Annotated in this window: 14 protein-coding genes and 1 pseudogene; 1 reads left to right on the forward strand and 14 read right to left on the reverse strand. The window is 73.6% G+C overall.

Annotated elements, in window-relative coordinates; all coding sequences use genetic code 11:
* The 4 genes from ABD308_RS16075 to ABD308_RS16090 form a co-directional block, all read right to left on the reverse strand.
* On the reverse strand, positions 1–1,507 hold a 1,507-nt coding region (locus tag ABD308_RS16075), incomplete at its 3' end, for a chromosome segregation SMC family protein (RefSeq protein ID WP_344334100.1).
* Positions 1,508–1,700: 193 nt separating this feature from the next.
* Positions 1,701–1,904 (reverse strand): hypothetical protein, encoded by a 204-nt coding sequence (locus ABD308_RS16080; protein WP_270143783.1) that lies wholly within the window; start codon positions 1,902–1,904, stop codon positions 1,701–1,703.
* Positions 1,905–2,318: 414 nt separating this feature from the next.
* Entirely contained in the window at positions 2,319–2,618 is a 300-nt protein-coding gene (locus ABD308_RS16085; RefSeq protein ID WP_344334104.1) for an acylphosphatase, read from the reverse strand.
* A 325-nt stretch (positions 2,619–2,943) separates the two neighbouring features.
* Positions 2,944–4,293: a hypothetical protein gene (locus tag ABD308_RS16090; RefSeq protein WP_344334106.1), complete on the reverse strand. Its 1,350-nt coding sequence runs from the start codon at positions 4,291–4,293 to the stop codon at positions 2,944–2,946.
* 312 nt (positions 4,294–4,605) lie between these two features.
* Between ABD308_RS16090 and ABD308_RS16095 the strand changes: the two genes are divergently transcribed.
* Positions 4,606–5,529, forward strand: coding sequence for a DMT family protein (locus ABD308_RS16095; RefSeq protein WP_344334108.1), 924 nt, complete (start codon positions 4,606–4,608; stop codon positions 5,527–5,529).
* Between the two features lie 19 nt (positions 5,530–5,548).
* Here ABD308_RS16095 and mutM read toward each other — a convergent pair whose 3' ends face one another.
* The 10 genes and pseudogenes from mutM to ABD308_RS16145 form a co-directional block, all read right to left on the reverse strand.
* A complete protein-coding gene (gene mutM / locus ABD308_RS16100) occupies positions 5,549–6,418 on the reverse strand; it encodes a bifunctional DNA-formamidopyrimidine glycosylase/DNA-(apurinic or apyrimidinic site) lyase (protein ID WP_344334110.1) in 870 nt (289 codons plus the stop codon).
* 57 nt (positions 6,419–6,475) lie between these two features.
* Positions 6,476–7,264 carry a ribonuclease III gene (gene rnc / locus ABD308_RS16105; protein ID WP_344334111.1) on the reverse strand — a complete coding sequence of 263 codons (789 nt, stop codon included), beginning with the start codon at positions 7,262–7,264 and terminating at the stop codon, positions 6,476–6,478.
* A 20-nt stretch (positions 7,265–7,284) separates the two neighbouring features.
* Entirely contained in the window at positions 7,285–7,458 is a 174-nt protein-coding gene (gene rpmF, locus ABD308_RS16110; RefSeq protein ID WP_030056747.1) for a 50S ribosomal protein L32, read from the reverse strand.
* A 2-nt stretch (positions 7,459–7,460) separates the two neighbouring features.
* A complete protein-coding gene (locus tag ABD308_RS16115) occupies positions 7,461–8,105 on the reverse strand; it encodes a YceD family protein (protein ID WP_344334112.1) in 645 nt (214 codons plus the stop codon).
* 144 nt (positions 8,106–8,249) lie between these two features.
* On the reverse strand, positions 8,250–9,452 hold the full coding sequence (locus ABD308_RS16120) for a F0F1 ATP synthase subunit B (RefSeq protein WP_344334114.1): 1,203 nt from the start codon (positions 9,450–9,452) through the stop codon (positions 8,250–8,252).
* A gap of 197 nt (positions 9,453–9,649) precedes the next feature.
* Positions 9,650–10,141 (reverse strand): pantetheine-phosphate adenylyltransferase, encoded by a 492-nt coding sequence (gene coaD, locus ABD308_RS16125; protein ID WP_344334116.1) that lies wholly within the window; start codon positions 10,139–10,141, stop codon positions 9,650–9,652.
* A gap of 52 nt (positions 10,142–10,193) precedes the next feature.
* A complete protein-coding gene (rsmD, locus tag ABD308_RS16130) occupies positions 10,194–10,778 on the reverse strand; it encodes a 16S rRNA (guanine(966)-N(2))-methyltransferase RsmD (RefSeq protein WP_344334117.1) in 585 nt (194 codons plus the stop codon).
* A 109-nt stretch (positions 10,779–10,887) separates the two neighbouring features.
* On the reverse strand, positions 10,888–11,421 hold the full coding sequence (locus ABD308_RS16135) for a hypothetical protein (RefSeq protein WP_344334118.1): 534 nt from the start codon (positions 11,419–11,421) through the stop codon (positions 10,888–10,890).
* A gap of 105 nt (positions 11,422–11,526) precedes the next feature.
* Positions 11,527–13,773, reverse strand: coding sequence for an ATP-dependent DNA helicase RecG (gene recG, locus ABD308_RS16140; protein ID WP_344334120.1), 2,247 nt, complete (start codon positions 13,771–13,773; stop codon positions 11,527–11,529).
* Between the two features lie 40 nt (positions 13,774–13,813).
* Positions 13,814–14,572: pseudogene (locus ABD308_RS16145) on the reverse strand (DAK2 domain-containing protein); the annotation flags it as partial.

Consider the following 14,572-nt stretch of genomic DNA (forward strand, 5'->3'; position numbering starts at 1 on the left):
CGCTGCCGTCCTTGCGGCGCAGGCCGAGCGACAGCGCCTCGTGCCGGGCGGTCAGCGCGGCCCGCTCGCGCTCGGCGGCCCCCGCGGCCTCGCGCGCGGCGGCGAGCTCCTGTTCGACGGCGGCGAGCCGTTCCCGGGCGCCCTCGTGCTCGGTGTCGGCGCGTTCGCCGTCCTCGGTGTCGGCGTCGACCCGGGTCCGCAGTTCCTCGTACTCGCACCGGGCGGCCTCGGCGCGTTGCAGCGCCTCGTCGCGGGCCTCGGCGAGCCGGCCGGTCTCGGCCTCGGCGGCGGCGGCCTTGGAGCGGGCGGCGGCGGCCTGTCCCTGGAGCCGGGCCAGCCCCTCGCGGCGGTCGGCGATGGCCCGGGCGGCGTCCTTGAGCCGGCGTTCCTCGGCGGCGAGGGCGCGTTCCAGTTCCGTCCTGGTCTCGACGGCCTCGTCGAGCGCCTCCTCGGCCTGTTCCAGGGCGGCGGCCAGCGAGGCCTCCTCCTCCCGGACCCGCCCGGCCTCGCGCTCCAGCTCCTCCGGGTCCCGGCCGCGCCGTTCCTCGGCCTGTCCGCCGGCGGCGGCGTGCCGGACCCTGGCCTCGGCGAGCCCGATGGTGCCCCGGGTGCGCTCGGTCAGCGCGGAGAGCCGGTACCAGGTCTGCCGGGCGGTCTCCAGGCCGGGGCCGAGCTGCTGGACCTGCGCCTCCAGCACGGCCTCGCGGCCGATCGCCCGGCCGAGCTCCTGCTCGACGGTGGAGCGGCGCAGCCGCAGCGCCAGTTCGTCGGCGATCTCCGCCTCGACGGCGGTGCGCAGCGCGAGCAGGTCGTCGGCGAGCAGCCGCAGCCGGGCGTCCCGCAGGTCGGCCTGGATGCCGGCGGCACGCCGGGCGATCCGGGCCTGCCGGCCGAGCGGGCCGAGCTGGCGGCGCAGCTCGGCCACCAGGTCCTGGACGCGGTTGAGGTTGACCTGCATCGCGTCCAGCTTGCGCAGCGCCTTCTCCTTGCGCTTGCGGTGCTTGAGGACGCCCGCCGCCTCCTCGATGAAGGCGCGCCGGCCCATCGGGTCGGCGTGCAGGACGGAGTCGAGCTGCCCCTGGCCGACGATGACGTGCATCTCGCGGCCGATGCCGGAGTCGGAGAGCAGTTCCTGGATGTCGAGCAGCCGGCAGGTCTCGCCGTTGAGCGCGTACTCGCTGCCGCCGTTGCGGAACATCGTCCGGGTGATGGTCACCTCGGAGTACTCGATCGGCAGGGCGCCGTCGGTGTTGTCGATGGTGAGGCTGACCTCGGCGCGGCCGAGCGGGGCGCGCCCGCTGGTCCCGGCGAAGATGACGTCCTCCATCTTGCCGCCGCGCAGCGACTTGGCGCCCTGCTCGCCCATCACCCAGGAGAGCGCGTCGACGACGTTGGACTTGCCGGAGCCGTTGGGCCCGACCACGCAGGTGATGCCCGGCTCGAACCGGAGGGTCGTGGCGGAGGCGAAGGACTTGAACCCGCGCAGCGTCAGACTCTTCAGGTGCACGCGCCGGTCTCCTCACCTCGCTCACCAGGGGCTCCAGCGGTGACTGTATCCCCCGGCGGCCCGGCGGCCCCGCCCCGGACACGACACGGGGCGGACACGACGAAGGGACGCCACGCGGGGCGTCCCTTGCAAGCTGCGTCCCTTTCGGGGCGGCTCAGTGCACAGCGGCGTCGATCGAGGGATCGGGCGGGACTCAGGTGAGAGCCGGCTCCCGCTGGTCCAGATCGATGCTGTTGAGCAGCGAGTGCTCGCCAGCGACAGCGGTGAGTGCGTCGTTCTCAGCCTGCATCCGAAGGAGCTCGGCTTCGAGGTCCTGGACGCGCTGCTGCAGCCGTCGCATCTCGGAGAGCATTCGCGGGTCGGGGCCGCCGACGTACCCGAGAAGCGCCTTTGCCATGATGAATGGTCCTCCACGCTGAGTGACCGAACCGGAACGGTACAGGTCTAGGGGGAAGGGGGACGCACGCGCGGCGCGCACCGGCAGTGCTGGCTGGGCACTACGGCACAACCACCATGAGCTGGGCTCACGGGGGCGTGCGCCTACCGGAATGACGCGGTCGTGTGCGCGGGCTTCCAGCGTCTCACCAAAGACGGTACGGGTCAACACGATCACCGCACGCTACCGCGCCCCTGTCACCTGCCTGGCGGTGTCGTCACGCCGGGGGGTCGCGAAGGGGGTCCACTGACATGCTCGTGGATCATCGTTCGATGCGGAGTCAACCACGAGTCTGCCCGGATGGCAACCGTACGACACCGCCGGTTGCCGATCGTTTTCCGGCGACCGGCTCCGGGCCCGTTCCGCGGCGGTCGGTCAGCGGATCTCGAAGGTCCCGTACCCGGTCCCGACGGCGGTCCAGATCTCCGTCACCCCGCTGACCCGGCCCGGTGTGTCCGGGCCCCTGAGCAGGGCGAGCAACAGCTCGCAGTCCGGGGCGAGGCCCTCGGCCACCACCTGCACCCGGCCGTCGCCGAGGTTGCTCGCGTAGCCGGTCAGGCCGATCTCCAGCGCCCGCGCCCGGGTCCACCAGCGGAAGCCGACCTGCTGGACCTTGCCGCGCACCCAGGCGGTGACCCGGACCGGCTCGTCACTGTGGGCGTCGCGACCGTGCATGCCCCCGACCCTATCCGCCACGACGACGGCGCGCGCCACGGGCCGGACGGGGGACGTTCCTCAGAGCGGGCCGCTCAGGGAGGCCAGCCCGGCCAGCGCCTTGAGCTGCCCGGATGCCACCCGCACGGCCACGGTCGAGCCGTCCGCGAACCACAGCCCCACCCGCCGGGGTGTCCGAGCGGGGGCGGGGGTCCCGTGCCCCGGAGAGCCAGAAGGGGCCGAGATCGGCCCGGCGCCCGGTCCCCCGGACAGGCCACGGCCCCCGCCGGTCGCCCGGCGGGGGCCGTGGGCCGATCATCGCATCGGCGGGTGGTGCGGGACAGGGTCAGAAGCCGCCGCCGAAGTCGCCACCGCCACCGAAGTCGCCACCGCCGCCGTCGAAGCCACCACCGAAGTCGGAGGAGTCGAAGTCGGCGCCCGAGTAGTCCCCGCCGTCGGACCCGGAGCCCGCGTCGACCGGGCCGGCCGCGTAGGCAGGGGTGGCCATCATCGAGCCGAGCATGGTGCCGACCAGCAGCCCCGGCAGCAGACCGCCGCCGCCGAAGCCTCCGAAGTAGCCGCCCGCCCAGGGACCGTACGCCGGGCCCGCGTTCCAGTACGGCTGCGGGCCGTGCTCGGTCGGGACGGTCCGGATGTCCGGGTCCTGGCCGGCCGCCAGCCGGTCCGCGTCGGCCCGGCAGACCGGGACGGAGCGGGCTGCCCCGCCCGCCGGGGACCACTCGGCGTCCAGCACGGACGGGCCGTGCCGCGGGTCGAAGAAGCACGGCGGCCGGCGCACCGGCAGCGCGCGGCCCTCCCGCCGGGCCTCCAGGGTGGCCAGCGCGAACCGGCCGTCCTCCAGCGCCTCGGTGACCGGCTTCACGTCCTCCGGCCCCTTGGCCTCGTCCATCAGCCGCTTGGCCTTCTCGTAGGAGTCCAGCGCGTGGGTGTAGTCGCCGCGCCGCACGTCGTCGGCGTCCGGCGCGGACGGGACGAAGTCGAGCCGGTCCAGCTCCTCGCCGTAGGCGGTGATGTCCTCGTCGACCACCTGGCGCAGCTGCGCCAGGTCGGCCCGGCGCTGTTCCTCCTTGCGCCGCTTGGCCCGGCGGAAGAGCAGGAAGACTCCGGTGCCGGCGAGCGCCAGCAGGGCCAGCGGGACGACCACCGCGGCGGTGGAGACGCCGCCCTGGTCGCTGTTCACGCCGTGCCCCTTGACCTGTGGGGCGGCGGTGTCCACGAAGTCGTTCAGGGTGGCGTCGATGTCACCCGGGTGGGAGCGGAAGGACGCGCCGGCGATCCGCTCGGCGCTCGCGCTGGGCAGCGCGGCCTTGTCGGAGCGGGCCTGGAACTGGTCGCCGCGCCAGATGGCGTAGGTGCCGGTGATGCCGACCTTGGTGCGCAGGTCCTCGAAGACGGTCCTGGCTCCGTACGGGTCGGCGGCCGGGACCACCGCCACGAAGATCGGTTTGTCCGCCTTGCGGATCTTCTCGGTCAGGGCGTCGGCCTGGGCCTGGCCGAACCGGTCCGCCATCGCCGGGTCGACGTACACCCGGCCCTGCTTCAGCGCGGCGGACGCCTCGTCGAGACCGCCGGCCGCCGAGGCCGCCGGTGCCAGCAGGAGCAGCAGCCCGAGCAGCGCCGCCACCAGGGCCAGCGGCCCGGCGCCCCGGGAACGTCGTCGTGCAAGGGTTCTCATGTCTCGACGCTACCCCGGACGACCCCTCGACAAGGCATACCGGCCGGGTACGGCCGGGCCCGGCACCCCCACCGTCCGCCGGGGCGGGCCCCCTTCTCCGGGATGATCTTCCGCCCGGCCGCCCCTGAGGCGTCCCCGGTGCGGGAACCCGGTGGGCGGCCCCGCGCGTACCTCCCGGCGGACGCCGGAGCGGACCGGCCGCCCGGGAAGGGCGTCCCGACCGTACCGCGCGACCGGGCATAGTGGTGGCCGTACCGCCGCCCCATGACCATCTCCTGCCCCCTCCGCCCCACCCCTTGATCGGAGCTCCGCGTGTTGATCGGCCTCGTCACCGCTGTGGCGGCCTCCGCCTGCTACGGCACCGGTTCGGTGCTGCAGGCCGTCGGCTCCCGGCGCTCGGCCCGTGAGGAGGCCGCCAAGGGCGGCGGCTCCGCCGGCACCACGGCGCACGGCGGGCCCAGCCTCGCCTCCACCGCCAAGGCCGCCGTGACCTGGGAGTTCATCCTCGGCACGGTGCTGGACTTCATCGGCTTCGGGCTCGGCGCGCTGGCCGCCCGGCTGCTGCCGCTGTTCCTCTCCCAGACGATCATCAGCGCCAACCTGGTGATCACCGCGGTGCTCTCGATCAAGCTGCTCGGCATCCGGCTCAAGCAGCTGGAGTGGGCCTCGATCGGCGTGCTCTGCTCGGCGCTGGTGCTGCTCGCGGTCTCCGCCGGACCCGAGGGCGGCCACCACGCCGCGATGGCGATCCACTGGTGGCTGCTGGCGATCACCACCGTGCTGCTGGTCGGCGGCGGCCTGCTGGTGCGCCGGATGGGCGCCAACGGCGCGATCGTGGCCGGTCTGCTCTCCGGCCTCGGCTTCGGCGCGCTCGGCGTCGGCGTGCGCATCCTCAACGGCATCGAGCCGTTCGACCTGGCCGAGCTGCTCGCCGACCCGGCCCTGTACGCGATCCTGGTCGGCGGCATCGGCGGCATGTACGTGCACACCGTGGCGCTGCAGATCGGTTCGGTGAACGGCGCCACCGCCGCCCTGGTGGTCGGCGAGACGGTGCTGCCCGGCGCGGTCGGCGTGATGTGGCTCGGCGACTCCTCCAAGGCCGGGCTGGGCTGGCTCGGCGTGACCGGCTTCCTGATCGCGGTGGTCGCGGCGGTCGGCGTCGCCTACTTCGGCCAGGACACCCACGGCGGGCCGCCGGAGGCCGTCCCGGCCGAACCGGAACTCGCGAAGAGCTGAGCGTCGCCCCCGCCCGGCGTCACCGTACGCGCGGTGTGCGCTGGCAGCGGGGGCAGAAGTAGCTGGAGCGGTTCATCCAGGCCGCCCGCCGCAGCGCGGTGCCGCAGCGCCGGCAGGGCTCGTGCTCCCGGCCGTAGGCGTCCAGGTCGCGGGAGAAGTAGCCGCTCTCACCGTTCACGTTGACGTACAGGCTGTCGAAGCTGGTGCCGCCGACGGCCAGCGCCGCCGCCATCACGTCCCGGGCGTTGGCCAGCAGCAGCAGCGCCTGCGGGCGGGTCAGCGTCGCGGTCGGCCGGTCGTAGTGCAGCCGCGAGCGCCACAGCGCCTCGTCGGCGTAGATGTTGCCGACCCCGCTGATCAGCGTCTGGTCCAGCAGCGCCCGCTTGACCGTGGTGCGCCGGGCCCGCAGCGCGGCCGCGAAGGCGGCGTCGTCGAACCGGGGGTCGAGCGGGTCGCGGGCGATGTGCGCGATGGAGACCGGGGTGCCCTCCGGATCGCCGTCCTCGGCCTCCTCGACCGCGAGGCCGCCGAAGGTCCGCTGGTCGACGAAGCGCAGCTCGCGCCCGCCGTCGCTGAACCGCAGCCGCACCCGCAGGTGCTTCTCGTCCGGCGCCGCCTGGTCCTGGACCAGCAGCTGCCCGCTCATCCCGAGGTGGCCGATCAGCGAGAAACCCTCGCCCGTGCCGGACAGCGGCACCCAGAGGTACTTGCCCCGGCGCTGCGCCGCGCCGAGGGTGGTCCCGGTGAGCCGGGCCGTGAAGTCCACCGCGCCGGCCGGCTGGCGGCGCACCGCGCGCGGGTGCAGCACCTCGACGCCGGAGACGGTCCGCCCGGCGACCCAGTTCGCCAGACCACGGCGGACGACCTCGACCTCGGGAAGTTCGGGCACGGGAAAACGCCTCCAGCGGAACGGACTCGGCTCTGCAGGAGGAAGGCTACTGCGTGGTCAGGCGCCGCTCGGCAGGCGGTCGGCGTGCTTCTCCTTGATCGCCCGCCAGGCGCTCTCCGCGGCCTTCTGCTCGGCTTCCTTCTTCGAGCGGCCGACGCCGCTGCCGAAGTCCTCGCCGGCCACCCGGGCCGCGGCGGTGAAGGTCTTCTCGTGGTCCGGGCCGGACTCCTCGACCACGTACTCCGGCACTCCGATGCCCACCGAGGCGGTGAGCTCCTGGAGGCTGGTCTTCCAGTCCAGACCGGCACCCAGCTGAGAGGATTCCTCGATCAGCGGGTCGAACAGCCGGTGGACGAACTCGGTGGCGGCGTCCAGACCCCGGTCGAGGTAGACGGCCCCGATGACCGCCTCGACCGTGTCGGCGAGGATCGACGACTTGTCGCGGCCGCCGGTGCCCTCCTCGCCCTTGCCGAGCCGGATGAACGTGCCCAGTTCCAGACCGCGGCCGACGTCGGCGAGCGCGCGCGAGTTGACCACCGCGGCGCGCAGCTTGGCGAGCGTGCCCTCCGGGACGTCCGGGTGGACGCGGTAGAGGGTGTCGGTCACCACCAGGCCCAGCACCGAGTCGCCGAGGAACTCCAGGCGCTCGTTGGTGGGCAGGCCACCGTTCTCGTACGCGTACGAGCGGTGGGTCAGGGCACGTACCAGAAGGGCGCGCTCAAGTGTGTACCCGAGGCGCCCTTCCAGGACGTCGTATTCGGTCGAAGCCGGCCCGCCGGCCTTTCCGCCGCCCGAAGGAGCCTTCGGTGCGGTGGTCGCCTTGCGGGAGGAGTTACCGTCCGACATCGATCCGTGCACCCCGCCGATCAGACCGAGAGGACCTGGCGGCGGTTGTACGTGCCGCAGCTCGGGCACGCGATGTGGCCGAGCTTCGGCTCGTGGCAGCGGTCGCACGCCACGAGGGCCGGAACGACGGCCTTCCAGTTGGACCGGCGGTGGCGCGTGTTGCTGCGCGACATCTTCCGCTTCGGAACAGCCACGGCTACTTCTCCTGGTTCTCGGCGAGACCCTCACGGGTGTCGCTGTTCTTGATCCCGTCACCCTCGTCGCCGGGGGCGGCGGAGAGTCCCTGCAGAGCCGCCCACCGGGGGTCGGCGGCGTCGTGGTGGTGCGCCGGGTCGTCGCTCAGGCGCGCTCCGCACTCGGAGCACAGGCCCAGGCAGTCTTCCTGGCACACCGGCTGCAGCGGCAGTGCGAGCACCACCGCGTCACGCAGCACCGGCTGGAGGTCGAAGTAATCGCCCTCCAGGCGGTAAGTCTCTTCCTCCGAGTCCTCGTCGAGGTCCTCGGTCCCGGCGGTCCGGGCGCGGTGGCGCTCGTCGGACTCCGGGTAGTAGTACAGCTCCTGGAAGTCCACGTCGAGGTCGAACTCGACGGGCTCCAGGCACCGGACGCACTCGCCCTCGACCGTGGTCTCGGCGGTGCCGGTGACCAGCACGCCCTCGACCACGGACTCCAGGCGGAGTTCCAGCGTGATCTCGCTCTTCTCCGGGACGGCGATCACATCGATGATCCCGAGGCCCTCGGGGGCCTCCAGGGTCCGGGTCACCCTGCGCAGCGCACCCGGACGACGGCCCAGCTCGTGCGTGTCGAACACGAGGGGGTCGCGGTGGTCGAGGCGGTTCAAGGTGTCCTGACTTCCTGGGGGGGTACCGATGTGCGCGGCGCTGCTCGTCGGACGAAGCGCGGGCAGACCGACGGCCCGACACGGAGAGGCCGGAGTGGTCAGACTACCCGAGTCTCCCGCCAGGCCCAACTTCGCTCCGTGGCCCTACCGGCCGCCGAGCTCCCGCAGCCTGGTCATGTCGATCATGCTGGTGTCGAAGAAGCTGGTCTCGTCCAGCCCGGCCTGCGCCTGCTGCGGCACGGGCGCCGGCGGGTTGGCGGGCTGCTGGGGGTAACCGTAGCCGCCGCCGTACTGCTGCTGCTCCGGGTAGCCCTGCGGCTGGGGCGGGTAGCCGTAGCCGGCGCCCTGCCCGCCGTCACCGTACCCGGCCTGCTGCCCGTGCTGCTGGCCCTGCTGCTGCCCCTGCTGCTGATATCCGTACTGGGCCCCGTACGGGTCCGCGGCCTGGCCGCCGGCCGGGTCGAAGCCGCCGCCGTACACCTCGGCGTACTGGGCGCCGCCCTGCTGCGCGGCCGCGTACTGGTCCGTGCCCGGCGCCTGCCAGCCGGCCGCGGCCGGGGTCTGCTCCGGCCAGGTCTGCTGCTGCGGCACCTCCTCGCGGTACCAGGCCAGCTCGCTGCCGTCCGCGTCGGCGGCGAAACCGGCCGCGACCGCCTCGGCCCGCTCCTTGGCCTGCTGCGCCTCGTCGGCGGCGGCCAGGTAGGCGCCGAGCTCGTCGATCGGCCGCTTGCCGGTCAGCTTGTCGCGGCCCTTGCCGACCGCCTCCAGGGTCGCGCCGAGCACGTTCTCCAGGGTGGCGAGCTTCACATCGACGTACTCGTCGACCTCGGGGCTGGGGCTGATCCGCTGCGGCTGGAACTCCTCGCCGTCGGTCTCGCCCTCGAACTCGGTCTCGAAGACGCTGGAGTCGCCGCGCAGCTTGGTGCGGCCTCGGCCGACCGCGCCGAGGGTCTTGGTGAGCACGACCTCGAAGTTGGCGAGCTTGCTGTCGACGTAGTCGTCGGCCTCGGCGCGCTTGGTCTCGATCTCGGCGCGCGCCTCGGCCAGGATCCGGTCCGCCTCGGCCTGGGCGCGGCGGACCACCTCGGTGTCGGAGATCAGCGAACCGCGCTCGGCGTGCGCGCCCTGGATGATCCGGTCGGCCTCGGCCTGGGCGCCCGCGACCATCGACTCGTGGTCGGCCATCACCGACTGGGCCTGGGCCAGCTCGGCGGGCAGCGCCGCCCGGAGGTCCTGGAGCAGTGCGATCAGCTCGGCACGGTTCACCACGCAGGAGGCCGACATGGGCATCGAGCGGGCGTTCTCGACGGCCGCCACGATCTCGTCGACCTTGTTCTGCACGTCCACGGGCTTCGTCTTTCCGTGTGCCGCCGAGGTCCGGCGGAGGCAGCGCCCGGCGCGGTGGACGTCACCGCAGGGCAGGAATACAGACTGTACGGCCACTGCGGGGCGAGGTCACAACGCCCGGACACGGCCGTCTTCCCACCCCTCGGACAAACCGTGATGAACCGGCAGAAACGGACGACCGGTCACCCCGGGGCCGGCTACTGCTGGGCGCGCCGCTCGGCGATCCGCTCGACCAGTCGGCGGTGCGCCGTCTCCGGCAGCAGGTGCGAGACGTCCCCGCCGTAGGAGGCGACCTCCTTCACCAGCGTCGAGGAGAGGAAGCTCCAGGTCGGCGAGGTCGGTACGAAGAGCGTCTCGACACCGGTCAGGCCGTGGTTCATCTGGGCCATCTGCAGCTCGTAGTCGAAGTCGCTGACCGCGCGCAGGCCCTTGATGATGGCCGGGATGTCCCGCTCCCGGCAGTAGTCCACCAGCAGGCCGAGGTGCGACTCGACCACCACGTTGCCGTACTGGGCGGTGGTCTCCTCGATCAGCGCGATCCGCTCGTCGATGCTGAACATGCCCTGCTTGTTGCGGTTGACCAGCACCGCGACGTGCACCACGTCGTACAGCTTCGAGGCCCGCCCGATGATGTCGAGGTGACCGTAGGTGATCGGGTCGAAGGACCCGGGGCAGACGGCGCGGCGCATGGCGTGTGTGCTCCCTCGTGGGGGTGACGGGAATCCTGCGGGCCGGTGCCCGCTAGGGGTGGCGGGTCTCGGCGGCGGCGCGACCGTACCAGAGCGTGCCCTCGCCGTAGCGGCGGGAGCGCAGCACCTCGAAGCCCTCGGGCCAGCCGAACTCGCCGCCTCGGGTGCTGCGCTCCACGGTGACGAGTGCGTCCTCCGCGAGCCAGCCCCCAGCTGACAGTGTGATCAGCATCTCGCGTACCTCGTCGTCGGTGACGACGTACGGCGGGTCGAGGAAGACCAGGTCGTACGGGGCCTCCGGGGCGGGCCCGGCGATCACCTTCTCCGCCCGGGCGGCCTTCACCAGCGCGCCCGGCAGGCCGATCGTCCGGACGTTCTCCCGGATCACCCGGGCCGCCTGAGCGTCCGCCTCCACCAGCAGCACGTGCCCGGCGCCGCGCGAGAGCGCCTCCAGGCCGACCGCGCCCGATCCGCCGAACAGGTCCAGCATCCGGGCGCCGTGCAGGCCGGCGCCGCGCAGCGCCTCCAGGGTGGAGAACATCGCCTCGCGGGCCTTGTCGGAGGTCGGGCGGGTGCCCCGGCCGGGCGGTACGGCCAGCCGCCCGCCGCCGGCCGCCCCGGCGATCACGCGGGTCATGGTGGTGGGAGGTCCTTTCGTCGCTGCCCGACCACGCTATACGGCCGTGGCCCCCGCCGGTCCGCCCGGAGGGGGCCACGCTCACGCACTCAGGTGACCGCTCGGGCGGTCAGCTCGCCTCGGAGCCGGCCGCCGGGGCCGGGACGGCCGCGCCCAGCAGCGACGGCGAGGCGTAGCGGGACCAGGAGAGGCAGCCGTCGGGCGGGCAGTACTCGGGGCGGCGCGGGTCGTGGCCGAGCTCGCGCAGCTTGGTGCGGACGGAGTCGGGCGTGCGGCCGAAGCGGGCGGCGATCCGGGCGACGGTCTCGCCCTCGTGGAACCGCCGGACCAGCTCCTCCTCGTGCTGCGGCACCCAGGGGGCGCCGTGGCCGGGGTAGAGCTCGCGCAGCACGTCGCGGTCGGGGATGGGCTCGGAGACGTCGGCGACGATCGCCAGCGCCCGGAGCGCGCGGTTGAGCGCGATCCGCAGCGAGGCGACGTCCTCCACCGGCAGCCGCAGCTTGCCGGAGGCGAGCGGGGCCGCCGCCGCCCCCTCGCGCCAGCCGGTGAGGGTGAGGGTGACCTCGCGGTCGTCGTCGCTGGCGAGTTCGATCCGGAAGACCTTGTCGCCCAGCGGGAGCTCGTTGAGATGACGGAATGCCATGGCTAAACCCCCAAGTGTCGTGCCAGGAGCACACCTTGGGGGTGCGCCCTGAACACCTTCATTCTCTCCCGGGGGTCTGACAATCGGGGTCCGCCGACGGGCCGCTCAGCCCTTCTCCATGTAGGCCGCGCGGTCCTCGTCGAGCAGGCTCTCCAGGACGGTGCGCAGGTCCGGGTGGGCGGCCAGGTCGGGGTCCTCGGCGACCAGCCGGGTGGCCTCGGCCCGGGCGGTGACGATGACCTCCTCGTCCTCCAGCACCGAGAGCACCTTGAGCGAGGACTTCACCCCGGACTGCGCCTGGCCGAGCACATCACCCTCGCGGCGCTGTTCGAGGTCGATCCGGGACAGCTGGAAGCCGTCCAGGGTGCCCGCCACCGCGTCCAGCCGGGCGCGGGCGGCGCCGGCCGCCGGCATGTCGGTGACCAGCAGGCAGAGCCCGGGGGCGGAGCCTCGGCCGACCCGGCCGCGCAGCTGGTGGAGCTGGGAGACGCCGAACCGGTCGGCGTCCATGATCACCATCGCGGTGGAGTTCGGGACGTTGACGCCGACCTCGATCACCGTGGTCGCGACCAGGACGTCCACCTCGCCGGCCGCGAACCGGCGCATCACCTCGTCCTTGGCCTCCGGGGCGAGGCGCCCGTGCAGGATCTCCACCCGCAGTCCGGCCAGCGGGCCGTCGACCAGCTTCCCGGCGGTCTCCACGACGGACAGCGGGGGCCGCCGGTCGCCCTCGGCCGCCGCGCCCTCGTCCGGCGCGTCGTCGAGCAGCTCCTCCAGGTCCTCGGCGCGCTTGCGCTTCGCGCCCTTGGCACCCTTGCCGCCCTTCGGCTCGTCCGGGTCCTCGTCGCCGATCCGCGGGCAGACCACGTACGCCTGGTGGCCCTTCTCCACCTCCTCGCGGACCCGCTCCCAGGCCCGGGTCAGGAAGTTGGGCTTCTCGACGGCCGGCACCACATGGGTGGAGATCGGCGAGCGGCCGGCCGGCAGCTGGTCCAGGACCGAGGTCTCCAGGTCCCCGAAGACGGTCATGGCGACCGTGCGCGGGATCGGGGTGGCCGTCATCACCAGCAGGTGCGGCGGCTGCTCGCCCTTGGCGCGCAGCGCGTCCCGCTGCTCGACGCCGAACCGGTGCTGCTCGTCGACCACCACCAGGCCGAGGTCCTGGAACCGCACCTTGTCCTCGATCAGCGCGTGGGTGCCGATCGCGATGCCGGCGTCCCCGCAGGCCATGTCGAGCAGCGCCTGCCGCCGGACCGGCACGCCCATCGACCCGGTGAGCAGCACCACCCGCGTCGCCAGGTCGGCCCCGCCGAGCATGCCGCCCTCCGCGAGGTCGCCCATCATCTCGACGATCGAGCGGTGGTGCTGCTGGGCGAGCACCTCGGTGGGCGCCAGCAGCACCGCCTGCCCGCCCGCGTCGACCACGGCCAGCATGGCGCGCAGCGCGACGAGGGTCTTCCCGGAGCCGACCTCGCCCTGGAGGAGGCGGTGCATGGGGTGTTCGCTCGCCAGGTCGGCGGCGATCTCGGCGGAGACCTTCCGCTGGCCCTCGGTGAGGGTGAACGGGAGCCGGGCGTCGAAGGCGTCCAGCAGGCCGCCGGGGCGGGCAGCGCGCGGTTTGGCGGGCAGGGCGGAGTCGGCGGCCCGGCGCTGGGCGAGGGCGACCTGCAGGACGAACGCCTCGTCCCAGCGCAGCCGCTCCTGGGCGCGCTCGCGGTCGGCCTGGCCGCGCGGGCGGTGGATCAGTTCGAGCGCCTCGGGCAGCGCGATCAGCCCGTGCCGCTCGCGCAGTTCGGCGGGCAGCGGGTCGCCGACGTCGGACAGGTGCTTGGTGAGCGCCGTCTCCACGCAGAGCGAGAGCTTCCAGCTGGGCATCTGGGAGCTGGCCGGGTAGACCGGGATCAGCCGTCCGGCGAACTGGGCGGCGGCGCCGTCGCCGTCCGCCTCGTCGAGCAGCTGGTAGTCGGGGGAGGCCAGTTGGCGGGTCCGGTTGAACATCCCGACCTTGCCCGCGAACAGGCCCTGCGTCCCCGGGCGCAGCTCCTTCTGCCGCCAGCCCTGGTTGAAGAAGACCAGCGAGAGCCGGCTGCGGCCGTCGGTGACCACCACCTCCAGCCGGTCGCCCTTGCGGCCGCGGAACGGGATCAGGGTGACCTTCTCGATCCGGGCCAGCACGGTGACGTGCTCGTCGATCTCCAGCTCGTCCAGGCTGGTGAGCTGGCCGCGTTCGACGTAGCGGCGCGGATAGTGGTGCAGCAGGTCCCCGACCGTGCGCAGCTTGAGGCTGTCGGCGAGCACCTTGGCGGTCCGGTCGCCGACGAGCTTGGTCAGTGGTTCATCGAGAGCGCCCATCAGGCCCCTGTTTACACCACCGAACCGACAATCCCGGCGTTCACTCCACGCCGATCAGCAGCGGCGCCGACTCCTGGCCGCCGTGGAAGACCACCGCGTCCACCTCGGGCCGGCTGTGCCGGGCGTGCGCGACCAGTCCCTCGGCGAGGCCCTCGGGGGCGCCCTCGCCGAGGATCAGGGTGACCAGTTCACCGCCGCCGCCGAGCATCCGGTCCAGCACGCTCTCGCCGACCTCGGCCAGGCCGGCGCCGATCACCGCGACGTCCCCGTCGATCAGGCCGAGCACGTCGCCGGCCTGGCAGACGCCGGCCATGGTCCAGGACTCGCCCTCGGCGACGGCGAGTTCGGCGTAGCGGGTGGCGCCGGCCGCCGAGGTCATCGCGACCACGTCCTCGTCGAAGCGCCGCCCGGCCTCGTGCACGGCGAGCGCGGCCAGGCCCTGGACCGGCGAGCGGGTGGGCAGCACGGCGATCCGCACGCCCTCCTCGCGCAGTTGGTCGGCGGCGGCGCCGGCGGCGGCCCGCAGTTCGGGGTCGTTGAGCAGCAGCACCACCTCGCGGGCGGCGGCCCGGCGGACGGCGGCGGTGAGTTCGGCGCTGGCCGGCGGACGGCCGGGCTCGGCGTGCAGGACGACCGCGCCGGCCTGTTCGCAGAGCTCGGCGAGGCCCTCGCCGGAGACCACCGAGAGCACCGCGCGGGCCCGCCGCTCGGGCTCGCCCCGGTCGGCGCCGAGGCCGTAGCGGGCGGCGGCCTCGGCGGCGGTGAACGGGCCGTGGGTGCGGGCGTGCCGGGCGAGCAG

Origin of the sequence: Kitasatospora putterlickiae (assembly GCF_039527695.1) — a bacterium.
GTDB classification, from domain to species: Bacteria; Actinomycetota; Actinomycetes; order Streptomycetales; family Streptomycetaceae; genus Kitasatospora; species Kitasatospora putterlickiae.